The sequence below is a fragment of the Paracoccus gahaiensis genome (assembly GCF_005048225.1).
Classification (GTDB): Bacteria; Pseudomonadota; Alphaproteobacteria; order Rhodobacterales; family Rhodobacteraceae; genus Paracoccus; species Paracoccus gahaiensis.
Genome location: NZ_SUNI01000028.1, coordinates 1 through 25,651 on the forward strand (window position 1 = coordinate 1; position 25,651 = coordinate 25,651).

23 protein-coding genes and 4 pseudogenes are annotated in these 25,651 nt (G+C 58.4%); 13 read left to right on the forward strand and 14 right to left on the reverse strand.

Annotated elements, in window-relative coordinates:
* The coding region (locus tag FA743_RS18030; RefSeq protein ID WP_136887477.1) for an IS66 family transposase at positions 1–523 on the forward strand (523 nt) is incomplete at its 5' end.
* A gap of 221 nt (positions 524–744) precedes the next feature.
* Here FA743_RS18030 and FA743_RS18035 read toward each other — a convergent pair.
* The 3 genes from FA743_RS18035 to FA743_RS18050 all read right to left on the reverse strand — a co-directional run bounded on the left by FA743_RS18035 (position 745) and on the right by FA743_RS18050 (position 4,602).
* Positions 745–1,907, reverse strand: a protein-coding gene (locus FA743_RS18035; RefSeq protein ID WP_246055037.1) for an IS3 family transposase whose coding sequence is annotated in 2 segments (ribosomal slippage) — positions 745–1,655 and positions 1,655–1,907 — 1,164 coding nt in all. Because the reading frame shifts where the segments join, the coding sequence is not laid out codon by codon here.
* A 407-nt stretch (positions 1,908–2,314) separates the two neighbouring features.
* A complete protein-coding gene (locus tag FA743_RS18045) occupies positions 2,315–3,592 on the reverse strand; it encodes a glycosyltransferase family 2 protein (RefSeq protein ID WP_136887479.1) in 1,278 nt (425 codons plus the stop codon).
* A 5-nt stretch (positions 3,593–3,597) separates the two neighbouring features.
* Complete coding sequence (locus FA743_RS18050; protein WP_136887480.1) at positions 3,598–4,602, reverse strand: glycosyltransferase family 2 protein; 1,005 nt, start codon at positions 4,600–4,602, stop codon at positions 3,598–3,600.
* Positions 4,603–4,797: 195 nt separating this feature from the next.
* On the opposite strand from FA743_RS18050, the gene FA743_RS18055 reads away from it, so the two are divergent.
* The 11 genes and pseudogenes from FA743_RS18055 (at position 4,798) to FA743_RS20690 (ending at position 17,985) form a co-directional block, all read left to right on the forward strand.
* Positions 4,798–5,931, forward strand: coding sequence for a polysaccharide pyruvyl transferase family protein (locus FA743_RS18055; protein ID WP_211242319.1), 1,134 nt, complete (start codon positions 4,798–4,800; stop codon positions 5,929–5,931).
* 388 nt (positions 5,932–6,319) lie between these two features.
* A pseudogene (locus FA743_RS18065) lies at positions 6,320–6,790 on the forward strand (transposase); the annotation flags it as partial.
* 312 nt (positions 6,791–7,102) lie between these two features.
* Complete coding sequence (locus FA743_RS18070; protein WP_169308934.1) at positions 7,103–8,239, forward strand: glycosyltransferase 61 family protein; 1,137 nt, start codon at positions 7,103–7,105, stop codon at positions 8,237–8,239.
* 270 nt (positions 8,240–8,509) lie between these two features.
* On the forward strand, positions 8,510–10,345 hold the full coding sequence (locus FA743_RS18075; RefSeq protein WP_169308935.1) for a hypothetical protein: 1,836 nt from the start codon (positions 8,510–8,512) through the stop codon (positions 10,343–10,345).
* Between the two features lie 106 nt (positions 10,346–10,451).
* A complete protein-coding gene (locus FA743_RS18080) occupies positions 10,452–12,683 on the forward strand; it encodes a glycosyltransferase family 2 protein (protein ID WP_136887483.1) in 2,232 nt (743 codons plus the stop codon).
* A gap of 56 nt (positions 12,684–12,739) precedes the next feature.
* The gene (locus FA743_RS18085; protein WP_136887484.1) at positions 12,740–14,842 is read left to right on the forward strand and encodes an alpha/beta hydrolase family protein; all 2,103 of its coding nucleotides are present in this window, start codon (positions 12,740–12,742) and stop codon (positions 14,840–14,842) included.
* 242 nt (positions 14,843–15,084) lie between these two features.
* Positions 15,085–15,390 carry a glycosyltransferase gene (locus FA743_RS20830; RefSeq protein ID WP_169308936.1) on the forward strand — a complete coding sequence of 102 codons (306 nt, stop codon included), beginning with the start codon at positions 15,085–15,087 and terminating at the stop codon, positions 15,388–15,390.
* Positions 15,387–15,818 (forward strand): glycosyltransferase, encoded by a 432-nt coding sequence (locus FA743_RS20835; protein WP_136887486.1) that lies wholly within the window; start codon positions 15,387–15,389, stop codon positions 15,816–15,818. Before FA743_RS20830 ends, FA743_RS20835 begins: the two co-directional genes overlap by 4 nt.
* Before the next feature lie 329 nt (positions 15,819–16,147).
* On the forward strand, positions 16,148–17,089 hold the full coding sequence (locus FA743_RS18100) for a glycosyltransferase (RefSeq protein ID WP_136887487.1): 942 nt from the start codon (positions 16,148–16,150) through the stop codon (positions 17,087–17,089).
* 274 nt (positions 17,090–17,363) lie between these two features.
* Positions 17,364–17,615, forward strand: a complete 252-nt coding sequence (locus tag FA743_RS18105; RefSeq protein ID WP_246055038.1) for a type II toxin-antitoxin system PrlF family antitoxin — start codon at positions 17,364–17,366, stop codon at positions 17,613–17,615.
* Between the two features lie 172 nt (positions 17,616–17,787).
* Entirely contained in the window at positions 17,788–17,985 is a 198-nt protein-coding gene (locus FA743_RS20690; RefSeq protein WP_246055039.1) for a PIN domain-containing protein, read from the forward strand.
* 166 nt (positions 17,986–18,151) lie between these two features.
* On the opposite strand, the gene FA743_RS18115 is transcribed toward FA743_RS20690, so the two are convergent.
* From FA743_RS18115 to FA743_RS18125, 3 genes and pseudogenes are all read right to left on the reverse strand, one after another.
* Positions 18,152–18,652, reverse strand: coding sequence for a hypothetical protein (locus FA743_RS18115; protein WP_136887488.1), 501 nt, complete (start codon positions 18,650–18,652; stop codon positions 18,152–18,154).
* A 3-nt stretch (positions 18,653–18,655) separates the two neighbouring features.
* Positions 18,656–19,057, reverse strand: a complete 402-nt coding sequence (locus FA743_RS18120) for a hypothetical protein (protein ID WP_136887489.1) — start codon at positions 19,055–19,057, stop codon at positions 18,656–18,658.
* A 66-nt stretch (positions 19,058–19,123) separates the two neighbouring features.
* Positions 19,124–19,507, reverse strand: a pseudogene (locus FA743_RS18125) (transposase); the annotation flags it as partial.
* Here FA743_RS18125 and FA743_RS18130 point away from each other — a divergent pair.
* Positions 19,500–19,655, forward strand: a pseudogene (locus FA743_RS18130) (ATP-binding protein); the annotation flags it as partial. The pseudogenes FA743_RS18125 and FA743_RS18130 overlap by 8 nt on opposite strands.
* A gap of 97 nt (positions 19,656–19,752) precedes the next feature.
* Here the strand turns inward: FA743_RS18130 and FA743_RS18135 are convergent.
* From FA743_RS18135 to tnpA, 8 genes and pseudogenes are all read right to left on the reverse strand, one after another.
* A complete protein-coding gene (locus FA743_RS18135) occupies positions 19,753–19,989 on the reverse strand; it encodes a transposase (protein ID WP_342774423.1) in 237 nt (78 codons plus the stop codon).
* Positions 19,990–20,116: 127 nt separating this feature from the next.
* The gene (locus FA743_RS18140) at positions 20,117–20,410 is read right to left on the reverse strand and encodes an IS3 family transposase (protein ID WP_136887491.1); all 294 of its coding nucleotides are present in this window, start codon (positions 20,408–20,410) and stop codon (positions 20,117–20,119) included.
* Positions 20,407–20,715 (reverse strand): transposase, encoded by a 309-nt coding sequence (locus tag FA743_RS18145; protein WP_136887492.1) that lies wholly within the window; start codon positions 20,713–20,715, stop codon positions 20,407–20,409. The genes FA743_RS18140 and FA743_RS18145 overlap by 4 nt, the downstream gene beginning before the upstream one ends.
* Before the next feature lie 16 nt (positions 20,716–20,731).
* Positions 20,732–21,070, reverse strand: a complete 339-nt coding sequence (locus tag FA743_RS18150) for a hypothetical protein (RefSeq protein WP_136887493.1) — start codon at positions 21,068–21,070, stop codon at positions 20,732–20,734.
* A 319-nt stretch (positions 21,071–21,389) separates the two neighbouring features.
* The gene (locus FA743_RS18155) at positions 21,390–22,523 is read right to left on the reverse strand and encodes a glycosyltransferase family protein (RefSeq protein WP_136887494.1); all 1,134 of its coding nucleotides are present in this window, start codon (positions 22,521–22,523) and stop codon (positions 21,390–21,392) included.
* 410 nt (positions 22,524–22,933) lie between these two features.
* Positions 22,934–24,556 (reverse strand): annotated as a pseudogene (tnpC, locus tag FA743_RS18160) (IS66 family transposase).
* A 206-nt stretch (positions 24,557–24,762) separates the two neighbouring features.
* On the reverse strand, positions 24,763–24,996 hold the full coding sequence (gene tnpB / locus FA743_RS18165; RefSeq protein ID WP_136887495.1) for an IS66 family insertion sequence element accessory protein TnpB: 234 nt from the start codon (positions 24,994–24,996) through the stop codon (positions 24,763–24,765).
* Entirely contained in the window at positions 24,993–25,433 is a 441-nt protein-coding gene (gene tnpA, locus FA743_RS18170) for an IS66-like element accessory protein TnpA (RefSeq protein ID WP_246055041.1), read from the reverse strand. The genes tnpB and tnpA overlap by 4 nt, the downstream gene beginning before the upstream one ends.
* Between the last annotated feature and the right edge of the window lie 218 nt (positions 25,434–25,651).

Genomic DNA, 25,651 nt, shown 5'->3' on the forward strand with positions numbered 1-25,651 from the left:
TGCCCTGTGCTGGGTCCATGCCGAGCGATTGCTGCAAAAGCTGATGCCCAAGGTGCCGCAACAGGCCAAAAAGCTGGAACGAATACGGGATCAGGTTTGGGCGCTCTACCGGGATCTGAAGCACTGGAAGCTCACTCCCACCGAGGCGGAGCGCCTCATCCTTGCCAAGCGCTTCGACGACATCTTCGGGCAGCGTAGCGGCTACAAGGATTTGGATCAGCTGCTGGTCCGGCTGCACAGGCGGAAGAATGAATTGCTCATGGTGCTGGAGAGACCCGAGATCCCGCTCCACACCAATGCGTCCGAAAACGATCTGCGCGCCTGCGTAACCAAGCGTCGTATCTCGGGCGGGACCATGAGCGCTGACGGCCGTGAGGCCCGTGACGTCATGCTCGGGTTGATGAAGACCTGCCAAAAGCTTGGCATCTCCTTCTTCACCTATCTGGGTGATCGGCTCGGCCTCAATCAACCAGCTGGGCGCATCCCGTTCCTTCCGGAACTCGTCGTCGTTCGGCCCGCCTGAACCACACTGCCCGGAAATCTGCCCCAGTTACTCAGATGCGTAACTGGGGATAACTGGGGCAGATTTCCGGGCATGATCGTTGCGCTCTTGATCTCGGTCTGATTCAAGATCGTATAAACCCGCCTTTAGATGATGGATCTGAGCCACTGTCCCCCGACGCCCTGCGTCGGCTCACTGTGGATTGAGGTGCTCCCCCTTCCTTGGACAGGATCTGGCGCTTTTTAAGCTCTGAGTTGCTCCTGTTGATCGAGTTGTGTGACTTCGATTTGCAGTGAGTAGACCACTGCCGGCGGTCGGCCGCCAAGGGCCTTGTGCGGCCGACGGTGGTTGTAGAATTCCATCCACTTGCGGACACCGGCGCGTGCCTGCGATCCGGTGTCCCAAGCATGCAGGTAGACGCACTCGTATTTCAGGGTGCGCCACAAGCGCTCGATGAAGATGTTGTCTAGGGTGAGCTTGCGAACGCCTTTGCCATCCATCGAGATGCGGACGCCCGACCGCCGCAGGCGGTCTGTCCAGGCAAACGATGTGAATTGGGACCCTTGATCGCTGTTCATGATGTCCGGCGGTCCGAACCGATAGATGGCCTCGTTCAGCGCCTCGACGCAGAAGTCGGCGTCCAGTGTATTGGAGATCCGCCACGCCAGGACCATGCGGGTGTGCCAGTCCATGATCGCCACCAGATAGAGAAAGCCGCGACGCATTGGCAGATAGGTGATGTCCACGCACCAGACCTGGTTTGGCCGTTCCACCCGCAACCCGCGTAGAAGGTAGGGATAGATCTTGTGGCCTTTTGCTGGCCTGCTGGTGTTGGGCTTCTGATAGATCGGCATCAGCCCCATCAGGCGCATAAGCCGACGTATGCGCTTTTCGTTCACCTTGTGGCCCTCGTTGCGCAGGTGCCAGGTCATCTGACGGACGCCAAAGAAAGGCGTGTCGAGGAACTGCACGTCGATCAGCCGCATCAGCGCGAGGTTTTGGTCCGTTTCACCCTGCAGCGTATAGTAAAACGACGACCGAGGGATCGACAGCAGAGCGCACTGCTGGCTGATCGACAGGTCCGGATGGTCGCGTTCGACCATGCCGCGCCTCACTTCCCGCCCCAAGGCTTCAGCTTTCTTTCCAAAAAAGAGTTGGCCACTGCCAGCTCTCCGATCTTGGCATGCAGATCCCTGACCTGATCCTCATCGATCACCGGCGCCTTGCGGCCACCGCGTTCAAAGACACCGGACGCGCCATCGAGCAGCGCGCGTTTCCATTGATTGATCATCGTCGGATGCACGCCGAACCGGCTCGCCAACTCCGACACGGTCTCCTCGCCTTTCAGCGCCTCAAGTGCCACCTTCGCCTTGAACTCAGGGGCGTGCTGCTTTCGTTTCGACATCGTCGATCTCCCTCGTGATGAAGATCAACAGACAGCAAAAACAGAGCTTACGTCAGTGTCCAGTTTTTGGGGGGCACCTCAGATCTGTAGCAACGGTTTGGTGCGCTCGAGACACAGGTGGCCGATCTGAGAGGTGAACTTGGGAAGTCCGAACTTGCCCGGGCTGCTGTCCACCAAGCCAAAAACCAAGACTTGCGCGACAAGATTGCGCGGCTGAAGGACCTGCCCCCTCGGCCTCCCTTCAAGCCATCCGGCATGGAGAAGGCTTCGAACCGCGACCTTGGCAAGGAAGCAGGGACGGCTCGGCGAAGGGGACCCACGCGACAGCGTCTTTACGGGCTACGCAACAGCCGCATCGATACTGCTAAGGCCACCCCCCTGCAGCTCAATGTCCTAAGCTGGAGCAATCAAGTGCCTTTGGAATCATTGGTGCGCGACAAGGCTTTGATTTCTTGGCGCAGGCTGCGGATATCGCGCTGTAACACAATAAGTGCCATCATCAGATCCTGATTAGACAGCTTATCGTGCACTGTCTTGGATGTTCCAAGGCGGCGCAGGCCAAAACGATCGGTCATATAGGTCATAGTCATCGAGGCCGTTTGCCGCACGCCGGTATGCTTCAGATGATGCAGCCCCCGCCTCCAAAGCGACGCCCCTACGGGCGCGCGACCCCGTATTGAAAGCCCCGATGTCCAACCAGCCGCCTGGCGGAAACGGTTATAATCGGCGGCTTTTAGAGCTTCCAGCATCTGAACCGTGCGCCCCCGGCCATTGATCCGACCATAATTCCTAATATCTTCGGAAGCGTATTGTGCAATGAGGGGGACTAGAATATCGAACAGCCGCCGCCGGATATCCCCTTCGGCACGCAGGCTGACCCACGACAGTTGCGACGATATCCAATGAAGCAGGTCGATGTGGTAATCGCTAAGGTAATTTCTCTGGACCAGCCAGTCGCGGATAATGTCGTGATGTTGAAAAATCCGCAGCAGGCGTTCATCCACTGTCGCCATGGTTTGGCCTGCCCGTGCAACGCGATGCTGACACAATCGTTCTGGCACCAGTACTATTCGGTTCGCTTCAATTATAGACATCCAATGAAACGGATTGTCCTCGAAGAAAAAGTCGCCGACTGGAAAGCGCAGCCCGGCCCGCTCGACCAGATCGCGGCGATAAAGCTTTCGCCAGGGAACCGAGATGAAGTGCAGGATATCCTTGCGCAATTTACGGTCCAAGTCGAGGGCGACCTGTTGGGGATAGCTCCGCCAGCGGTTGGCCTCAGCAGGCTCTACGACCGTGCCATCCGCTTCATCAAGCAAAGTATAGCGGCACATGGCTAACTCTGAATCAGTTTCAATTGCAGCGCGCCACAGCTTTTCAAACATTTCGGGGGCATAGCGGTCGTCGCCATCAGCAAAGCCGATGAAGTCTCCGCTTGCCGCATCTATTCCCGCATTGGCGGCCGAAGCCACCCCGCCAATAGTATTTTGTGAAAACAGGATCGGCTTAATGCGCGGATCGCGCGCGGCAAAATTGCGGATGATTTGTGGTGTGGTGTCCGTCGATCCATCATCGACGACAATAATCTCAATATTCCGAAGCGTTTGTCCTGCAATCGAGGATAGGCTCTCGGCGATATATTCCTCGATATTGTAAGCGGTAACGATGATAGAGATTTGAGGCATGTTAGTCACACAGATCCTACCAGGTCTCGAACAAAGCGGCTGGCGACGGGGGAAGAGTGCTCGACCCGCATCTTAGAAAAAACTTCAAGATTCATTCGGCTGATCAGATCTCGGTAAGAGCTTTCAAATTCGAGCCTGACATCTGCGTCAATCCTCGGCCGCGCCCATAGGACCAAGGTGTTGACCAAGCCCCAGAAGTGATGCGCAAATTGTCGTTGCAGAGAAGGATAGGCCTCCAACATGTCGTTGGTTTCGATCAGGGCCTCGAACATTTGAAGACGCTCAGCACCGAAGCGGTGAGTTAGGTTCTTTCCTTTTGGATGAACAATATGGGTACAGATGACCTTGTCAACTATCAAGATGCGGCGCGCAAACAGCAGCGAATACCAATGCCCTAAAATGTCGTTATTGACTTTAGTTTTTCCGAAACGCAGTCCGACATCCTGGAACCGCGCGGTTCGAATGATCTTGTTCCAAGGATAGTTAGTAAATCCTAACAACCGCCCCATGTCTTGAAGCGGCGCAGCCGTGATGTCCGCACCTTTCAGAGCTTCGTAGAAGCTTTCTTGATCGGCCATGGACATGGCGGTAAAGCTTGCAGTCTCATCGCGTTCATAGCGATACGCGAACATAGCGGTGTCCAGTTCGGGTTCGTCGTCCAAGATGCCGAGGGTGGGTGCAATCACTTCGCCATGCAGCCGGTCATCGACATCGAAGAAGATAGTGTAGCGGCCCCGCGCATGGGGGAAAGCCAGATTCCGGGCGCATCCGGCGCCCATGTTGGCCGACTGATAGAGAGCCGTAACCTCTGAGAATTCGGCGGCCATGCGAGCAATTTCTTCGGAACTTCCATCGTTGGAATGATCGTCCACCAGAATTATCTGGCAGCGAACCCCTTCGATTTTTAAGAAAGCATGGACCAACGGCTCGATATGCTCACGCGCGTTGTAGACGGGGACGATTGCTGTCAAGGCGACACTCTCATCCTTCGTCGCAATAATCCTATGCATGGCGGTTCTTCCGTGGTTAGCTTCTTTAGCTAACCTGTTAGACCGCGGATGCCAACAAGATAGCACAATGGTGTAGCGGCACCACACGCGCGCGGGTCCTTCACTTGACTAGCGACGTTGGCGGACAGGGCTGGCACCGCCCTGCATTGGTCATTAAGATCAAACTTCCTGCTTTAATTGCGCACAAGGATTTTTATGGCGAACATTCCATTTATCGCCCGCGCATTCAGTAGGTTGGGATTGCGTTCTGGCTTGATGCAGGCCGAACTTACCCAGTCAAGACCCCGGATAGGGCTAACCGGATCGTTCGGAAGGGGCAACTACGGCGACGAACTTTATGTCAGAAACTATCAGCACTGGTTGGCCCCTTGGGCTGATCTGTTCCTACTGACTGGGTTGCCGAAACCGTCCTATTTTTCCGAATTGGGAGAGGCTTCCGTCAACCTGATGGATTCGGTCGTACTGGGCGGCGGCGATCTGCTATGCCCTTATCGCCCAAAGATCGACCGGGACTTCATCAATCCGATCTTTCTGCGCCGCCCGCTGCATGTAGCTGGTATCGGGGTTGAACGAAACCGCTCTGATATCGACCCCATGGTGCTACAGCGCTGGACGGACTTCCTGACCCACCCCAGTATCAGATCCATCACCACGCGCGATCCCGGATCCAAATCTTGGATTGAGGAGCATGTCCGCCCCTCCGTTTCTGTAGACGCGCATCCCGACATGATCTGCGCCCTACCCCTACCGCCAGCAAAGCGCCCTGAGGGACCGCCAATAGTCGGGCTGGTCACCCGGCACATCAAGCACCCCAAGGAATATATATTGGTCGCCGAGGTGGCGCAGCGGTTGTCTAATCAAGGTTGGCGCGTCAGGCATATCATTGGCGGCGTCGGGAGCCACGGGAGTAAGGATCTAGATAACTCTCGTCATTTGAAGGTCCCTAAAAAAGAAACCTTCCACAGCGAAAATCTGGACGCCATCAGCCTGGCTTTGGGAGAATGCTCGCTGGTTCTCAGCATGAAGCTACACACGACACTTGTTGCTGTAATGTACGGGGTGCCAACGGTTTGCGTAAACCCGGTTGTCAAGGCAAAGGCTTTCATGGATGCGGCAGGTTGCAGCAATCTGGTGGTCGCGCCCAACAATCGTCGTTTGATAGAGTTGGTTGATGCTGGCGTACCGCCGCCCCCTCCCGACCGGGTGGACGCGCTTCGCAATGATGCCTCGGCTGCCATGCGTGCCTTGGCGCAGCGGCTTTGGGACGATTTCCGCAATGCCACCCCCGCCCATCAAAGCCTGCCCACCCAACCAAAGTTGCCAAGATAAAGCAGCGCATGGCCTTTATATGGCTAACAATGAGTAAGCTGCGCTATTGTACCGGGCGGCTAGGGTGTTTCGTCTCTGCTATAAATGGCCCGTCGCCGGTCCCGGCCAGGACTAACGACGGGGTAGGATACAGCGCTGAACACCTTGTGGCCTGACCACGTGCGCTAGCTGGCTGACCCCGCCTCTCTTCACCGTCTCAAACAGTTGACGGCGGCCCATTTTCGGGACTGGACGGATTTTGTATCCCCTGCCTTCAAAGGTTTCGTTTGGCCAACTCACCAGAAGGGCATGAAGAGCTGATCTCGATGATCTGTCAGATGTCCGCTCCAGTTCATGTCGGGTTCGAAGCAACCGGCGGACAAGAATGGGTTCTTTGGACTGCGCTTATAGAAGCGGGGATCGAGGCGCGGCAGTTCCCTCCCGTGCTCTGGATCAGATCCCGGCCGATGAACAGGGCGGCACCGTGACTGGCGACGGCGCCTTTGACACCCGCCGGTGCCACACCGCAATCGTCGATCGCGGCGGCACGGCCATCATCCCTATCCGCAAGAACGGACGCCTCTGGAAGGAGAACTGTCCTGCCGCGCTCGCCATTGTCCTCGGACCGATGGCGGACATTGTCTCGCCCCGCAACGACATCCTTCGGGCGAGCAAGCGCTTTGGGCGAGCCAACTGGAAGCACTGGTCCGGCTATCACGCCCGAAGTCGGATCGAAGCGAAGATGCACTGCCTGAAGTCCTTCGGCGAACGGATCACCTCACGAGACCCGTACAGGCAAACGGCCGAAATCCACATCCGTGTGGCGCTTATTAACCGCTTCAACGCGCTCGGCACAGCCGAGACCGAACGCGTGGCCTGAGGCTGGCGGGGTAAGGGGAAATCCCGCTTCAATGCCGAGTTCTGCAACAATGCCCTTTCAATGCATCAAGACCGGTCTGTTCCGGCAAGACCGTCCCTGATCTTGATTGCCCGAAGACTGGCCACTTCCGACCAAGGATGCCTCAGGGTCTTCTTGTCAGGACATGCCGCCCCTGTTCCGCTCCGGTTGCAACCGATGAACGAGTCGTCCGTCTGGACTGAGCGGAATTCTTCCTGTAGCTGAAAAATTGACGGCGTTTGCAATTTTCTGGAAGTCTGCGGGCCTCCGCTATCCATGGGAGTACGACCAAGCATGTTCAAGCTAGAAGCGCCGGACGATTTGTCCCTGATCTTGGATGCCCTCCTGATCCCGCCCCCCGCAGAGGGACGTGGACGCCAGCAGGCCTCGGGCGTTCTGACGGCCGAGGGGGCGATGGTCGAGAATGCGATCAGCTGGTCCACGAGTTCTGAGCCCGTCAACGCGACCCCGGCGATGCCCGCCCCCGACGAGATCACGCCCCTTGCCGGGACATGGATGTTCGGCGGGGTGCTCTATGGGCATTTCGGGCATTTCATCACCGAATCCTTTGCCCGGGCCTGGGCCCTTGACGAGATCCGAGGAAAGATCGAGGGCATCCTGTTCACACCCAAACAGACCTCCGGAAACCTTGAAGGCACGCTGAAGGCCTTGCGGCCGCTGATGGACATTCTGGGTCTGGACGTTCCGGTGCGCTGCATCACGACCCCGACCCGGGTCGATCAGCTTTACGTTCCGCGCCAGGGGGTGGGAATGAACGACCTGACCACCGGCAGCCGCAAGTTCCGCGATTTCGTCAACGCCCGCTCCGGTGCCACTGTCGAACCGGAAGGCGATCCACGGATCTATATCTCGCGCAGCCTGCTGCCGCCGGGGCGCGGCGGGCTGATCGGAGAGAGCCTGCTGGAGCAGTATCTCGTCGATGAAGGGTATCATCTGTTCCACCCGCAGAAACATTCCGCGGCCGTGCAGATCGCGCGCTACAAGGCGGCGCGGGACATCATCACCGTGGACTGCTCGCCGCTGCACATGCTAGCCTATGTTGGCAACAGCGCGCAGCGTGTGGGCATCCTGACGCGGCGCAGCATGGACTTTGCGCCCAGCTTCATCCGGCAGCTGGAGGCGTTCAAGGGCATCACCGCCTTCGAGGTCAACACGCTGGTCCGGGACTGGGTGCCGGGCCGCTCGCTGCGCCCCGGGCGCGGGTCCTTTGGGGAAATGGATTTTCCCCGGACTTGGCAGATCCTGCGCGAGCGGGGGATGATCTCCTCGGACACGCCTTGGCCCGCCCTGACCGATGAACAGCGCGAGGCGGATCTGACGCGCCTGAACACGCTTCACGACCTCACCTTCTATCCACTGGATGGAAATCTGGCGCTGCAGGAAAAGAAGACCGTCGCAAAGGCTGTCTGACGACGTCTTGGCCTTTCTGCCTTGGCGAAGGGGCAGGGACATCCGGTTTCGACCCTCATAACGACGTGGAACGCACAGATGAATGTTGTTCGGAAAAAGCGGGTTTCGCGCCGCCGCAAGCTGGATCGGATCCTCGATCGGATCAAAGCCCTTTTGCCGGCAAAGACGGAGCAGGCGGCACTCGTTGCCACGCCGTCCTTGGATACGCCGGCACCCGTCGCCCCGCAAGAGCCGACGCCGGCACCTGTTGCTCCGCCTGCGCCGGTGCTGATGCAGACCACATTCAGGCTGGACCTGCCGCAAGGTGAGACGCAGTTGTCGTCGCTCCCGCTGCGGGGCGATAGCGACCTGACCCTCAAGTCGCATCCGGCGGGCTCCCTGCTGAGCGCAGGTCCCATGGGCGTGGAGATCGGTCCGGAGACGGCCCTGCGCTGCATCCTGCCCCGGGACATGCCGGTCGAAGCGCCGGCCATCCTGGTCGAAATCCGCTTTGCGCTGCGTGACACGACGGGGCAGGGCACCCTGCTGTCCTTTCGCGACGCGAGCGGAAACAGCCTCTCGCTTCGAAATCGCAGCCACCATTTGATGCTGCAATCGGGACGTGCCCGTGTGGGGTTTCCTCGGACGGGCGACGGAGCGCAGACGGTCAGCTTTGCCCTGACCGCCTCGGGGCGGCTGATCCTGATCCAGGATGACGGGGTGATCGATGATCTTGTGGCCTTCGATCCCGTCGAGATACTGCAGATCACTCAGATCCATGTGGCCAATCAGGCCCCGATGATGCTGCACGACGTGTCGCTGCAGGTTCTGGACACGGCCGAGCCGGCACAGGTTCTGGCGGCGCTGCGGGACCGGGTCGAGGCGCGGATCGGCAAGGCCGTGACATCGCAGAAGCTTGGCACGCCATTGCTGATCCACTTCAATGGTCAATCCCTTGCCTTGGGTCCTAGTGTCCCGGCCGAGGACAGGTTGGTGCTTGGTAGCTTGGCCCGGGCGGATCTTCGAATGCTGACGGATGTCTTCACCGGAGAGGCCCGGCGGATCATCGATCTTTCAGGACTGCAGAAACGCGAGGGTCCTGTCGAGAGCGATGATGCGCGACTGGACAGAGTGCGCATTACAGGCCCCTTGCCGCCCGCTTTGGCCATGGCTCAGGCTCTGGCGGGGCGCGACAACGATGCAACCGGTCCAGAGGCCGTCCAATCCGATCCGATCCGCCTTGCACCCATCGCCCTGTCCGGAAACCCGATCGCCGGAGAGTCGCTGGCCATGCTGGACGATCCTCGAGGCCCGAGCCGGCGCAACATGGACATCGTTCTTGATGCCATGCATCAAGCCTTTGCCCGCGAGAGTCTGATGCCGGAAAGGATCGTCTATTTCTGGATTCAGGGTGAAGCTGACCGGTCCGCCGAGCCGGGTGCCTATCTGGTGGCCCTGATCGCACATTGGAACCGCATCCGCGCAAGGCTGGACGATCTGTATCCGCGATCGGAGAAGACGATCTTCCTGATGCAAACCGCCGGATCGGATCAGTCCCATCACAAGAATGAGCAGTATCACCCTGCGGCGGATCAACTGCATTTCGTGGCCGACCGCCGCGATGCCGTGATGGTTGGACCCGTCTACCCAAGCCGCCTGTCGGATTACCTTCATCCCGACCTGCATCATTCGCGGATCATGGGCGAGCTGGCGGCCTGGGCGCTGCGCGAGGTTCAGGCGGGGCGTCCCTGGTCGATCGGCGCGCCTGCCCTTCGCCGCGACGGCGACCGGATCACCTTGGATTTCGCGCTGCGCGAGGACGAGGCGCTGACGGCGCATGACCTCGATGTCTATGGCGGTCAGGGGATCGACGCCTTCCTGGGGCTGGAGGTCGAGGGCGGCCAGATCCAGTCCGTCGAGCTGGACGGCCATGCCCTGCATCTGACCGTCACGGGACCCGTCACCCAGGTCAGCTATGCGATGCAGCGCCAGAACATGCGCGAGGTCGAGGGCAATGCCCATCCGGCCCGCCGGGGTCTGATCCGGACCACGCTGACCCGGCCTGCGGTGCATCTTGCCGATACCACGCTGTACCGCTGGCTGCCCAGTTTCGCGGTGGATCTGTGACCTGCCGACTACAAGGCTTCTTGCCCTCAGACCCGCGCGACGGCCTGTCGCGTCCAAGCATCTTTCCCCTCAACGCCCTTCCGGCTCAAAGAAGCGGTGCTTTCCCATGAACGCCCTCGCCCCGGACCCGTCAGATCGCTGGAGCTCGAATGCGCTGCGCACGGTCGTTACGACCGTCAAGAACGAGGCGCCGTTCCTGCTGGAATGGCTGTGCTATCACCGGCTGATCGGGTTCAACCGCTTCGTCATCTATTCGAACGACTGCACCGACGGCACGCATGAGATGCTGCGCCTGCTGAACGATGCGGGCCTCGTTCAGCATTACGACAACGGCACCCTGTCCCCGGATCTTCCCGAGGATCCGCAGCGTCGCGCCTATGCCCGTGCCCTCGACCTGCCCGAGGTCACGACAAGCGACTGGATCGCGGTTCTGGATGGGGATGAGTTCTTTCACGTCAATGTTGGCGAGGGGACGCTGGACGATCTGTTTCGCGCTCTCCCCTCGCGCACCGATACGGTGGCGGCGCAATGGCGCATCTTCGGGAACAGCGAGGTCATTCCCTTTCAGCCCGACGCATTGCAGATCACTCAGTTCCGCATGGCCTCGCCGAAAGAGGTCAGTTTCTCGAACAACCAGTTTGCGGTCAAATCCCTGTTCCGACCATTTCCTGTCCAAGGCCTGGGCGTGCATCGCCCGGTCTTCAAGCCTATGTTCGGGACGCCCGAACATCCGGTCAGGATCGTCAATGGATCCGGGGCCAACATCACTGAAGCCTTTCTGCGCCATCGTTGGGACACCGATGCCGACATGGCGGGCTACGATCTGTGTCACGTGAACCATTACAAGATCCGGTCTAGCGAAGTCTTCCTGATGAAGCGGTGGCGCGGCACCGCCAACAGTTCGAACGCCGAACGGATCACCTTCGATTACTTCACCAAGTACAACCTGAACGTGGTCCCGGAAACGGGGATCACCCGATGGGCGGAGCGCGTCACCGCCGCCCGTGCGGATCTGATCCACCAGATTCCGAAACTGGGACATCTGCAGGCTGCCGCAGGCGCAACCTATCGCACCCAGATCGACACGCTGAAGGCGCAGCTGAAGGCCGAAGCCCCCGACCAGTATGAGCTGCTGTTCAGCCCTAAGGCGCAGCGCAAGGATACCGCGCTGCGTCAGGTGCAGCTGGAGGCCCTGCTGGTCAAGCGGCAGAAGCGGATCGCCGCAAAGATTGAGGATGCCTCGGTTGCAGCGGCCCTGCCGCGCGAGATCAGGGCCTCGCCCATCCTTCTGGCGCCGCTGACGGCGGACACGCTGGTGCCGGTCATGCCCTTGCTGTCGATGACCCCCTGGGCCACCCTGCCCGAGGACCCTCTGGAGGTCGCCCGGACCCGGGCCGTCGCCGCGGCAGAGCCTCAGCGGCAGGGCGCCCAGAGTTCGGACCTTCCGCCCCAATGGCTGATCGACCTGCGCCGCTCGCCCTACAAGCGCGGCTTCTATCATTCCGAGGAGGAATTCGCGGCTTTGCATGTCGAGCGCAAGCGGGCGCATCTGTTCGTCACCTTCGACAACCTCTCGCAGGTCGGCCTGACCGGGATCGACCGCGATGCCTGGGGCTATGAATTCGCGCGCAAGTCGGACTGGTCGCAGCTGGGCATCTTCGCCTTCCGGGGCAACTGGTTCCGCACTCCCCTTCTGTTCGATTACCTGCGCCAGTTGCGCGATGCGAAGCTGTTCGAGCGCTATCAGACGGTGACCTTCTCGGGCACCTCGATGGGGGCCTATGCCGCCTGTGCCTTCTCGTCGCTGGTGCCCGGCTGCCAGGTTGTCGCCTTCTCGCCGCAATCCACCCTCTCGGCGGGGCTCGTGCCCTGGGAGGGCCGGTTCCCGTCGGGACGCGCCGCCGACTGGCGGGGCGATTTCAGCGATGCCGCGGCCGAGACCGCCGGGGCCGGCCAGGTCTTTCTGATCTACGATCCTTTGGATGAGAATGACCGCGCCCATGCCGAGCGGTTCTCCGGAGACAACATCACGCATCTTCGCGCCCCGTTGGTGGGCCACAAGACGGCCCTGCGGCTGCGTCAGGCCGATCTTCTCAGCCAGGTGATCCGCGGGCTGGTCACGGACAGCCTGACCCCGCTTCAGTTCCGGGCCCTGTATCGCTCGGCCCGGATGCAGCCCTGGTATCTGGATGCCCTGGGGCACCGGCTGGCCGCGCGCGGTCGCAGTGGCTGGCTGCGGCGCCTGGCGCAGATTGCGCGCCAGAACGGGCGTCCCAATGTCGCTAAGAACATGGAGATCCGCGCGCATCCTTCGCCCGCCGCGAATGTCCTGCCTTAGGGTTGCAAGCCCGGCCTTCCGGATGCACGCTGATCCCACAACCTCGAAAGCCCCAGATGCCCGCCCAGAATGCCTCCCGGCCCGCCGAGATCGCCCTTCCCGATATCGCGCTTCACATGCTGATGAACGACAGCGCGCCGCTGCTGCTGGATTGGGTGCTGCATCACCGGCATGTCGGATTTCGACGGATCATCGTGCATGGCGACGAGGCCAATCCCCAGGCCACCGCCTTGGCCGAGGCCCTTGCCGGGGCTGGGCTGATCGAGTTCCGTCCGACCGACCGTCCGGGCATCGCCCAGGTCAAGGCCCGCCAGATCCGCGCCATGGCCGACGCCCTCACGATCGAGACGGATCGGGGCACGGATTTCCTGCTCTGGCTTCAGCCCGAAGACCTGATGGTCGTGGATGTCGGGACCGGTCATCTGGCCGACCTGACCGCGCAGCTGGACCAATTTCCCGACATGCTCAGCCTGACGGTGCAGGTGGCCGGCGGGTCCGGCGAATGCCGCTATCTCGATGCCGCCCTGCCGGACCGCTTCAAGCGGGGCACCGGCGGGGCCAAGGGGCCCATGTTGTACTCCCTCCCCCTGCGCACGATCTTTCGCCCCCATCTGGCCAAGGGACTTCAGCAGGCATCGCGCCCCCAGCTCAAGCCCAAATTCGCCCGCGGCAAGGAAAGCGTCACCTGGTTGAACGGCGCCGGAGAGGATGTCGGCGATCGCTATCTGCAGAAGGGCTGGATGGCGACCCCGGACCAGCCGGGGCTGGGGTTCGCTCATGTCATGTCCTTCATGGCCCAGGACCGGGAAAGCTATCTTCTGCGGAGGACGGGGTCGGGAGTGGTCCTGCCCTTCATCACCCCGAACCACTTGTCCGGCGTGATGCAGCAATATCAACGGATCGATTTCAACCGGACCGAGATGGGCGCGGCCGTGCCGGATCCCCAAGGGCCGGCGGCACGGCGCGCGGCCTTCCTGACCGACCTCCCCGAGATTGCGGAATGCCACAGGAAGGTGGTCGACGAGTTCTCGACCCGGCTGGACCGGTTGCTGCCCAGGCAGGATCCTCAAGCCATCGAACTCATCTCGGCCTTTCTGGCCGGAGGAAGAGCCCCGATCAGGGAGTTCGATTGGCCCGTTCCCTTCGGCATTCCCACCACGCCCCCGGCTCTGTCGGAAACGGATTCGGCTTGGGCAGAGCGGCTGTCCCGGCCCGCCGACAGCAGCACGGCCGAAGGCGATGACTGGGTCGCGACCGATGGCGAGGAGGAGGCCAAACCGACGCGACCCGCCGCTGCCGAGACCGTGATCGTCGAAGCCCCCGTCTGGCTGTCCGATCTGCGCCTGTCCGGGCAGGCGCATGGGTTCTACCACTCCATGCCGAATTACGCCTGCACCTATGTCGCGCGCAGCCGGGAACATCTGCTCGTGTCCTTCGACAACCTTGCCTCGGTACGGGAAAACCCGGTGTCGCGCGAGCCTTGGGGCTACAATTTCGTCCGCAAGGAGGGCTGGTCGCATCTGGGTATCCTGTCCTATGTGCCGGGCTGGTTTCGCGACATCGACCTGCACCGCTATCTTTTGTCGCTCCGCGACTCCGGGTTCTTCGAACAGTTCGATCAGGTGACGATGTTCGGCACCTCGATGGGAGGATATGGCGCGGCGGCCTTTGCCTCGCTGGCCCCGGGATGCCGGGTGGCGGCCTTCTCGCCGCAATCGACGCTGTCCCCTCAGCTGGCGGCCTGGGACCAGCGCTATCCGACTGGAAAGCAGGCCAAATGGGACGGCCTGTTCGCGGATGCCGCCATCGAGTCGCGCCATGCCGCGCAGGTCTGGCTGTTCTACGACCCCGCCGTCCCGCATGACCTGCGCCACATCCAGCGCTTCGAGGCAGAGAACGTCATTCTCGTGCCTCTGCGCCATGCCGATCACAAGACGGCGCTGGTGCTGAAGAACGGGCGCATTCTCAGCAGCGTCATGCGTGATATCGTCAATGGCCGTGCCAGCCTGACAGGGATCATGAACGCGTATCGGGTCTGCCGCGTCCTGCCGGAGTATGTCGAAAGTCTCAGGGCCCGGGCCAAGCGGACCGGAGGCGCCGAGCGGGTCAAACGGATCGACCATGCAGTGGCGAAATTGCGCAATGCTGAGAATTATTGAGCAGATATCCATAATATGGATATAGTTTTATAAATATTATTCATTATTTTTCATTAAACGAACCAGATAATTCTCTATTGTAAAAAACCTGAAATTCTGAAAGGAGGCGGGCCAAGGTCACTGTTTACGGGCGCAGCGTGCAAGTTGTTGGTGTTTGCAGATTTTCTCTGCTGGGCCGAGGTGACTGGGGGGGTTACCAAGGCGCAGAAGAGGCCGAAATCAAGTAAATCGCCGCCAGACAATTGGAGTTGCTGTTTGCGCCTTCCCGAATAGAAAGCCGTCTTGCGACCTTCGAGCATTTGACCCTTGCATTGCTACAGGCTCAGACGGATCAGAATTTCATTTTCTTGGTCGTGGCATCGGAAGACATGCCGGACATCTACCGCCACAGGCTGTCCGAGATCTGCGCTTCGGTTCCTCAGGTCGTCTTGCGTTTCTTCCCTCTGACCCATGTCGAGGATGCCCAGAAAACCATCTTTATAGACCTTTCTCTCGACCTGAAGGATGTGCTCAATTCCGCTTGGATGACAACGATGCTCTCTGCATGACCTTCATTCAGAACAAGCGAGACATCGCAGAGCTTCTGGTCCAGCAAAAACTGCCATTTTCCCTGAGTTACCGGTCTTTCATGTTCTGCTCCAGGGGAGGAGAGTTCGAAAGAATCTATTCCTGGGACTCCCCGTTCTTCAGCGCTGGTGTCGAACTTTTTCATCCGACACGAAGCATTTTCTCGTTCAGTCATCATGCGCTGTCCTGGAGATTCACCAGCGTCGTGATTGCGGGTGGAATGTCGCTTGCCACCCATAACGGCAGTAATGACACCCAGTTCAATGCTGGCAGGATTCATCGGCAGAAGTTTCTAAAGATAGACGAGGATGTGGTGAGAAAGACCTACGCAGGGCAGTTTCCCTTTCTGACCGCAGCAGGTAAAGAGATTGCAGGTTTGCCTCGTAAGGCTTTTATACTAGGCATCTAGTTATTTGATTTGAAATGAATCTGTTCGGTTTGGGTGTCTGGCACTTGTAGGTATATTCGTAGGGCGTAAAGTCGTCTGATAGTCTTGTGCATGCACGCAAAACTGGTAGCTGCGATAAATTCTGCCAGATAGGTCCGGGTTGATCGGGATCGTTCTAATATAAACGTTTGACGGGCATAACTTTAAATTCGCGGTTATTTTGGACAATTTGATGATTTTCCAAAATTTGATCAGCCAAGTAAAACAATTTACAGATCAATAATAATAAAACGCCTCAATAAATAATACTGGATTGTGTTTTTATTTAACATTTTGAAATGCGAACTTAAATGAGCCATAGATCTATTATGAAAGAAATATTTTTCTATGGGCTGTGGGTTGACGTGGGGCCTACCATTTGCAAACATAGTATAAATTTTGGAGTTATTATAATGAAAAACTCGGTTGTAGGTTTCTGCAGATTCTCCTTTTTAGGACGTGGAGACTGGTCTCGATATAGATCTATTAAAGCCGGAGATGAAGACCCCAAACTATTTGAAGATATAGCAAATGAGCTCTATAAATCGGACCGAATGGAGCGAAGGCTTTCAACTTTCGAAAATATTACTATTCCTTCAATATTAAGCCAATCAGAAAAAGACTTTCGCTATGTTGTAATTTCCTCAGATATTATGCCGGAGATCTACAAAATAAGATTAAAATATATTTGCGAAAAATGCAGCCAAGTAGAATTAGTTTTCGCAAAATCAAAAAATTTAGCAGACGCAACTAATCCTGTTTTGGATAGAATACAGAAAATTGGGGACCACGCTGTTCAATTTAGACTTGATGACGACGATGCGGTTTCTAAAAGATATGTCGAGTTGATATATGAACATTCTGAACGCCTTAAAAATATGAGCGCTTATGCAATTACCTTTAACAAGGGAATATCTGCAGTCTCGTACCCAGCTGAAGATATATGGTATGCGGAATATAAAGTTCCATTTCAAAGCGCTTCATCTGTAATAAAATTTGCCCATAACAATAGAAGTATTTTTGACGTTGGGCATTACGCAATGCAAAGAAGTTACACTCACATTCAAGACCTCGAAAACTATGGTGCATTCATGATGAAGTGGCCTTCGGATTCTCGTGAGCTCAGCAGACGGAGTCTTCCTTCTAATACAAAAGAAATTGAAAAATCAAATTTTGATAGAATTTGCAGAAAAAATTTTCCTGGTTTAGAAAATATAGATATCCAATCTATAACAAGGAACTTTAATTACTGAGATTTTTTTAGATTGAACCAACCGGGAAAGTACCGCACCCGTCATTCGGTCGTCTTCTGAGCGGCCTGCGCCTTGTCCTCGACGGTATCGGCAACCCGCTTGTCGGGTCGCACCCACCCTCCCTTGCCGATGACCGCTATGGCCTTCCTCGATGATGCGGATCTTCTCCGCATCTTATCAGGCCCGCCGGCAACCAGGCGTGCCTGCCGAGAAGACGCAAGCCTTGATAGAATTAATGAAATAACGCTACAAGTAAGGATCACGGAGATGGTCCTTGGAGACCGAGATGCCGGAATCGACAGTCACCATAAAAGGGCAAACGACGCTGCCCCGTGACGTCCGGGCGGCCTTGCAGCTTCATCCGGGAGACCGGGTCCGCTACATGATCCTCGATGGAGGTGAAGTCCGCATCGCGCGCAGCCGTTCGGTCATGCAGTTGCCCGGGCTTCTGCAAGGTGCCACCACCACTTGCGCCAGTCTGACAGATATCGAAGACGCCATCGCCAAAGGCGCGACGGGTCTGTGAGCTCTGAGAAGGACACAGGCCAGGATTGGGCTCGATACGAATGTCCTTGTCCGGTTTCTGGTTCAGGATGACGTCGAACAGGGCAGAGCAGCACAAGACCTGATGGCGAGACTCACGGAAGAGAACGCAGGCTTCGTGTGTCGCGAGGTCCTGATCGAGCTGGTATGGGTCCTTGGAGCGTGCATACAATCTGCAGCGTGCGGATATTGCCCGCGCGCTGGATGGCCTTCTGAAGGCCCGCGAGTTGGTGATCGAAGTTCCCGATCGCGTCGCCATTGCCTTGGATCGCTATCGCATAGGCGGGCCCGGCTTTGCTGACCAAATGATTCCCTTGGCCGGGCAGGGAATGTCAGGAAACGGTGACCTTTGATTGCAAGGCATCAGGCCTTCCCGGGATGCGATTGCTGGCATCCGTCTCTGATCAGTGATCCCTTGCAGTTCAGGGGAAGCGATCGTCGGAAGTGGACACCTGCCCCGGGTCGAGGTTGGCGGGCCCGTCATCGCGGAGGATTGAATGCAGGCATCGTCTCTTTCCGCTAGAACTTGATCGCGACGCCGGCGGCGACAGGCGCGGTCACGGGGGCCGGAGCCGGCGTGCTTTGCAAATAAAGCCGGGCATAGGCCCTGTTGTCGGATAGCCAGGTTATGATCTCGTCTCCTTCCGGCTGCTGCTCGACCCGCCCGTCATAGCGGGCCAAGCGAACGCTCAGCATGGAGGGGCAGAAATTGGCAATGCTCAGCGGATCGTCGGTCACGCCGTTGAACGCACTCTCATAGGCCAGCGCCGGCAGCGCCCCTTCAGACATCAGGGCGGGGAACCAACCGGTCGCCTCCCTCTCGTCACGCCAGCGGTCGGACTGCTTCTGAGTGTGGATGTCGCTGCATCGGAAATCGACCGGGTCGTGCCAGGTCCATGCGACGCCTTGGGATCCAAAAGCCAGCTGAATGTCCTCGACCGCACGGAAATTCCCGTATTTCTCGACCAGGGTTGCGCGCAGCCTGGTCGGGTCGACGCTGCCCTGCGACAGGCGCAGCACCCGTCACAGGCCCACGACACGGCCGGGTGCCGCGGGGGGCTCGTCATAGATGGCGATCATTCCGGTCTCGTCTTCCAAGACATAGATGCGGCCGGACGCATAGGGCAAAAGGTTGGTACCCACGACGTTCAGCTGGGTGCTGCGGTCGGCGGTCAGGACCTTTCCCACCGCCATGTAGTCGCGGATCATGCGGTCGGCATCCTCGAACGCAGCGCCAAGCCGGATGCCCAGCACATCCGTGTCCGCCATCTGGAATTTGGGCATCCGCAGCAGATCGGCGGGCGGAGGCGCGGCAGCGGCCAGGGTTAGTTCGCCCAGCACCGAGCGGCTGTCCGCATCGACCAGCCAAGCCCCGACGGCCCTGGCGTCAATGACCAGGATCGGATCAGCTGCAGTCCCAATCATCTTTCCCATATCCGCCACGCCGTAAGTTGAGCTACTCCCCTATCTTTGGACAGATTTCCGGGTGATTTAAGCTACTGCCTGCACCTGCTGATCGGTTTCGATGGTGTTGAAGTAGACCACGGCGGGTGGTTGACCGCCATGGGCGGCGTGAGGCCGCTGGTGGTTGTAGAAGGTGATCCAGGCCCCGATGCCCGCCTTGGCCTGAGAGCCGGTCTCCCAAGCGTGCAGGTAGACGCATTCATACTTCAGGGACCGCCAGAGGCGTTCGATAAAGATGTTGTCGATGCACCGGCCCTTGCCATCCATCGAGATCCGGGTGCCGACCCGTTTCAGGCGGTCGGTCCAGGCGAAGGACGTGAACTGCGATCCCTGATCGGAGTTCATTATCTTGGGCGGGCCGAACTTGTGGATCGCCTCGTTCAGGGCCTCGACGCAAAAGCGCACGTCCATTATCGTCACGACGAACCTGGCCTTCAGCGAATGGCCGGCCGTCTTCGGCGATGCCAAGATGACAATGGCCCTGCTCGACCGCCTCACGCATCACTGCGAGATCGTCGAAACCGGCAACGAGTCCTGGCGCTTCAAGAACCGCGTCTGATCAGAGTCTGTCCCGCCTCCGCAACATGATCAGCTGCGTCGGGACAGACCCTGATCACCACACAACTAGGGGGTCAAAATTGCACGCCGAAAGGGGGTCAATATTGGGCGCCGATTGACAGCCTCTCGCAGGAAGATGGTCCTGGCGCCGGATCGCAGACCACCAGCGGGGCAAAAATCGGCTCGTCGGTCGCCACAGATGGCAGCACCAGCTTGCCTTGCTTCGCCAGCCGCCGCCACGCCGACAACTGGTTCGGCTGTACACCATACCGATCTGCAACAGCATTCACCGTGGCACCCGGCTCAAGCGTATCCGCGACCACCAGAGCCTTCACATCAGTCGGCTAACGGCGATGGCCGGATGCATGGATCTCGACACCCAAAGACGTGAGAAACGAATTCTTGGCACACATTGCGAAACGCACTCCCACCGGTCGATGGAAAAGGCTTCGCAGCAGGGCGTTAGCCAAGCAATGTGGGGTTCAGACGTCGGTTACGATAGATCGGCACAAGTCGCATGAGCTTCATCAACCGGCGGACCCGATGGCGCCCGCATCGATGCCCCTCTCGCTGCATATGACGCGCCATTTGCCGCGAGCCATACCATGGCGTCTCGAGGAACTGCCGGTCGATGATCTCTATGAACTTCAGATTCTCGGCGCTTTCGCCGCGTGGCTGGTAGTAGAGACCAGAGCGCGCCAGCGACAGCAAGCTGCATTGCCGCCGGACGCTGAGATCAGGATGATCCTGCTTCACCGCTTTTTGCCTCCAGCGCCGAGAATGAGACTGGAGGCTTTCGACAAAAAATCTCGTTCCACGACCAACTGGCCAATCTTGGCATGCAGCTTCTCGACCTCCTGATCGGAGATCGACGGCTCAGTCGCGTTCCGGTCCCTAAACGCCGATGCCATCTTCAGGGTCGCGGTTCTCTTCCATCCCGTGATCATGGTGGGATGGATGTCGTACTTCTTGGCCAACTCGGCCGTGGTCAGTTCCTCGCGGATGGCTTCCAACGCCACCTTCGCCTTGAACTCAGCCGAATAGCGCTTCCGTTTCGTCATGCGGATGAGTCCTTCGTCAATCGCCAAAGCTTAGCGACTGGTCCGAATTCCTGCGACCACCTCTCTCTGCCACCGCATAGCCCGCGCATCGCCTGTGCCCCATACCGGCAGGTGCAGCGTCACGCGGTCGGGTACGGCTTGAGCCCGTGCCATCGACTAGGCGCGGAATTCCTCCCTTCACGCGGCGCGTTCCTCGTCCGTGGGAGGGGTGTCCAGATCGCGGAAGAAGCGGCTCCCGTTCGGGCACGCCGTCGCGGATGCGCAATTCGTTGGTATGGCGCGTAATCATCATCCGCTCGATCATGGCGTCATCGACCGATTGGGGTGCATAGCGCAGATGCAGCAGGTCGCTCATCTCGGCCTCGAACCGCGCCCCGTCAGGCGGCGGGGTGACGGCACCGGGCGCGCCCACCAGCCCAAGCGTGCATCGGCCCGCGCGCACAGGGCGGCGATGGCGGGAAGGTCCTCGGCCGAAGCCTAGAGGATCACCGCATCGTCGTCCTGCGACCGAACAGTTAGCCTGTCAACGCGACGTCAAAGCCAAATTATTGATTTTCGGCCCGCTGAACGGACACGTCATTTATACATAGCAATTGCAATCATACTTATGGATCAAAACGCATTAGCGTTCATACAAATCAGGCTGCCTTATCGCTACCAAAACATTCCTATATTTAAAGATCCCTGCGCTCAAAAATTGCGTAATCCAGATCGCTTCTAAATTTTTCAGTTAAATCCCTTGCAATCTTATACCGTGATCCAACCGAGAATTTTCCATCACACAACTCCTGAGCTCGTTTGGACACGGACTCAAAAAACTCCTTGGTCGTATCATCTTCTATTTCAAAATATGCGTCCTCCAAGCCAAGCATCGAAAACAAAGTTTTTTTCTTGAAATCTCCTAATGTACCGGTCTGGACCAGCGCTTTTTTTCCAAGCCCAATGACGGGTATATCCAAAGTGATACTATTGATCAGAAAATGGTAAGTATCTGACAATGAAAATTTTGAACTGGCAATAATCCTGCGGCATCGATCGAAATCTGCTGCAGCATTGAAGCGCTTCAGCTTCAACCAATCGGATACATTGACGCCTTTCAATCCGGTCTGGCTTTCGATCATCGCGACCAGTGTTTCAGTTCCGTCGATTTTGCTTCGGTTAAAACTGTAACAAAATATATTTTCCGTTTCTACTTTGTTGCTTAAACCCCCACCCAAAAATGCGCAGTCGAGCCCCTGCTTGACAATGGCCTGCTTCTCTGGCGAAATCGAGCGGGACAGATTCCTCAAAGATGCCGGATCGCGAGGCAAAATTGAGGAGAACCTTTCCTGAAGATTTTGGAAGACATCGGTAAAATCTCGCTCGTATTTATTAAACTCATGTTGAAAATTATTACCGACAGAAATGAGTTTTATGCTAGGATCTATAGGGGGCGCAGCAAAAAGAGTCTTCCAACGTTCATAGCCTTGCGAAATATTTTTATTGAACCCATATTTGATATCATCCCGGGCAAAATCACCCCTCCCGTAAACAGGGTTATTCAGGAAGTCACCCCAGTACAAAACATGAGTATACTTCCCAAGATCCCGGGGATCCTTAAGAATTTTTAAAGGACGTTGACGAATTTTCGTAGGCGCGTCGTCTGGAGTTTGAGTGAGCATAAGATCAAACTTGCACGGGCGACTTTTCAGGTAAGAAAGCGCGGCGTTATCCACGCTGAACATACCGCCGTTTCCCCGATGGAAGGCACATATTACGGCAATTGATGGAATGTCCATGATGTAGTCTCCAGAGCTTTCAGGCTTCATTGGGGCCTGGATGTTTGCTATATTTTGAGCGTCTCACGCGTTTTTCACCTCAAGAGGTGGTCGCGATTGCAGGACTACCCCGGATCTGTCAGACCAACCAAGATGCATTTTAAAGGACGGTGGGTCGACTGCTCAGAAGTGCTTTTTATGTTTCAACCCATACCTGCTATTTCAGCAAGTAGAGAACCTGCAGATCCATTATTGTTCAAGTCACTTTCCGCCCAAGCTGTGCAGCCATCCAGTCCTTTGTGTCGAACGTGCCCTGCATGAGGCTGGGCGAGTAGACATCGGTATGCGCCGTTCCCGCCCCATTGTGATTTCGCTTGCGGTCCAAGTTCTTGGTGCGCCCGGCGGGCGCTTTGGCCTTCGTGAGTGCTCAGAATGAGCTCACTGGGGACTCCCGGATGAGCTCATTGTGAGGGGGTCGCGGCATAGGCCCATGGCATCAACGCATCGATGTCTTTGTCGAGATGTTCGTTGGCGAGCCTGGTGAAGAGATCACGCAGGTAGGCATAGGGTTCGACGCCGTTCATCTTGCAGGATCCGATCAGGCTGGCGAAGCGCGCCCACGACCGGCCGCCCTCATCGTGGCCGGCAAAAAGTGCGTTGCGGCGGTTCATGGCCGGGCTGCGGATGGCATTCTCGACCAGGTTGGAATCCATGTCGACATGGCCATCCTCGAGGAAGAGCCGGAAGCCGTCCTGGCGCCGCAGCATGTATGCGAGCGCCATGCCAAGGTCGGATTTGCGCGAGATGCGTGCAGCCTGGGCGGCCAGCCAGGCGAAGAACTGATCCACCAGAGGGCAGGACAATTCCTGGCGGATCGCCCGGCGATGAACGGGGTCCGCCCCTCGGATGACATCCTCGACCTTGTAGAGCGCTGCGACGCGCACCAGCGCCTCGTCGACGATGGGCGAGCCCTTTTTCGGCTTGGCCTTGATCAGCTTGCGCCGTCCATGGGCCCAGCAAAAAGCCAACCGCAAGGGATCGCCGCCCGTGCGCTTTGGCGTGGCGAGGTGGGTATAGGCGCCATAGGCATCGACCTGGATCGTGCCGTTGAAGCCGGTTAGGATCTCATCGGCATAGTCGCCCTTCCGGCCGGGGCGATAATGGAACACCACCCCCGGCGGTGCGGGCCCGTTCCAGCCCCGGTCATCGCGCAGCACCGCCCAGAGATAACCGGTCTTCGTCTTGCCTCGCCCGGGGTCCAGCACGGGGGCGGTGGTTTCGTCGACATAAAGCCGGGTGCTGCCCAGTTTCAGCAGCACCGCCATGCGGTCCACGACCGGGGCGATCAACGCACCGGTCCGACCCATCCAGTCGGCGAGGACCGATCGGTCGATCGGCACGCCGTGCCGCGCCATGACCACGGCCTGGCGGTTGAGGGGCATGTGCTCGGAATGCTTTGAGACCGCGATCTGCGCCAGGAGCGCCTCGGTGGGCCAGCTGCTCTCCAGCAGATGCGCTGCAGCTCTCGCCTGAACCACGCCCGTGAGCCCTTTGGGACAGGCGTATTTCGGGCGGACGGAGACGATCACCTGATAGAGTGCCGGGATGTAATCCAGGCGCTCGGTTCGGTCCTCCCCGATCCGGACCATGTCGCCACAGCCGCAAGGGCAGACAATGCTGTCTGGCTCGATGACACGCTCGACGCGTGGTAGATGCTGCGGCAAGGAGCGCGCCTTGCGCTTCTTGCCCGGCACCTTTTTCTCGGGATCGGTCTCGCTGGCCGCGATCTTCGCCTCGACCGCGGCAATCTGTTCCTGGGTTTCGGCGATGGCGACTTCCAGATCCTCCAGCGCCAGCTCGAGCTACGCAGGGTCCAGCTTTTCCGATTTCGGCCCGAACTTCACATGCCGGTATTGTCCGACCTGGCCTTCCAGCTTTTCCATCAGTGCCTTCAGTTCGGTGATGAAGGCGTCCTTCTGGGCCCCCACCGCCTGTTCATGCTGACGCGCCGCGCGCTCCACCGACAGCTCGAACTGCGCGGCCTCGAACGCCTTCACAACCTCGGGCGGAAGGTCTGGAAACAGGCTGAGATCGAAGGGCTACGACATGCGGATTCATAGCCTTCCCGGACAGGAAAGACCAATAAACAACGCCACAACAGCCGAGTAAATCACCCCGCTGCAATGGGTGGAGCAACCCGCTGCACAACGATCCGGCGCCAGTCCAGACCTTCGAACAATGCCTCGTGCTGGGCTTGCGACAGCCGCATTGTCCCGTCCTGAACCTTCGGCTAGGAAAAGCTGCCCTGCTCCAAAACCTTGTAGACGATCACCAGACCTGTTCCGTCCCAAACCAAAATCTTCAGCCTGTCGCCACGTTTCGAACGGAACACGATCGTCACCCCGGAATGTGGATCAAGCTTCAGCTCGGTCTGCACGATCAGCGCCAGGGCGCGATGGCCGCAGCGGAAGTCCACCGGACGCGTCGCGATCAGGATTGGCTGGCGTTGTCCCGCGACGATCATGCCGAACCTCGCAGAGCGCGCGCTACCGCTGCTGCCCGCTCTACCGGAACATCGCCCGGAACCCGCAGCACCAGATCGTTGCCGATCTCGATCGTGATGACGCCAACGGTCCGTCCGGCATCCGCAGACAGACCGACGTCCTCAGGCTCCACAGAAACCGGCACAAAGGTTAGCAAAGCGTCAGACGCCACACCGGCCATGGCGTCAGCGGGCAGGACAAGACGGCCCTCGCGCGCCTGACGCCGCCAATCTGAAAGCTGATGCGCTGCCAGATCATGCCTACGCGCCACATCCGCCACCCGCGCCCCCGGCTGAAAGCTCTCGGCCACAATCCGAGCTTTCACCTCTTCCGGCCAACGCCGGTAGCCGCGTGTCCGCTGCACAACCTCGATGCAGCCGTCAAACCCGTCGCCGCCATCCGCCATCTTCATCTCCATTTGAATGCTCAGAACGAGACTCGCCGCTCGGCCAGCGTCGGGAAACTGCAGAAATCAATGGGGCGGGGACGGCGCATACAGACATCGGCATCCCGGCAAGCGGTGTTTGTCAAAGGAGTTGTCCGCTGATTTCATGCGGCGTCTCTGATTTCAGGGACGCTGATTTCGTTTTCGGGATTGAGCCAGACCGGTCCGGCGGGTTGCCAGTTGCGGGTTTT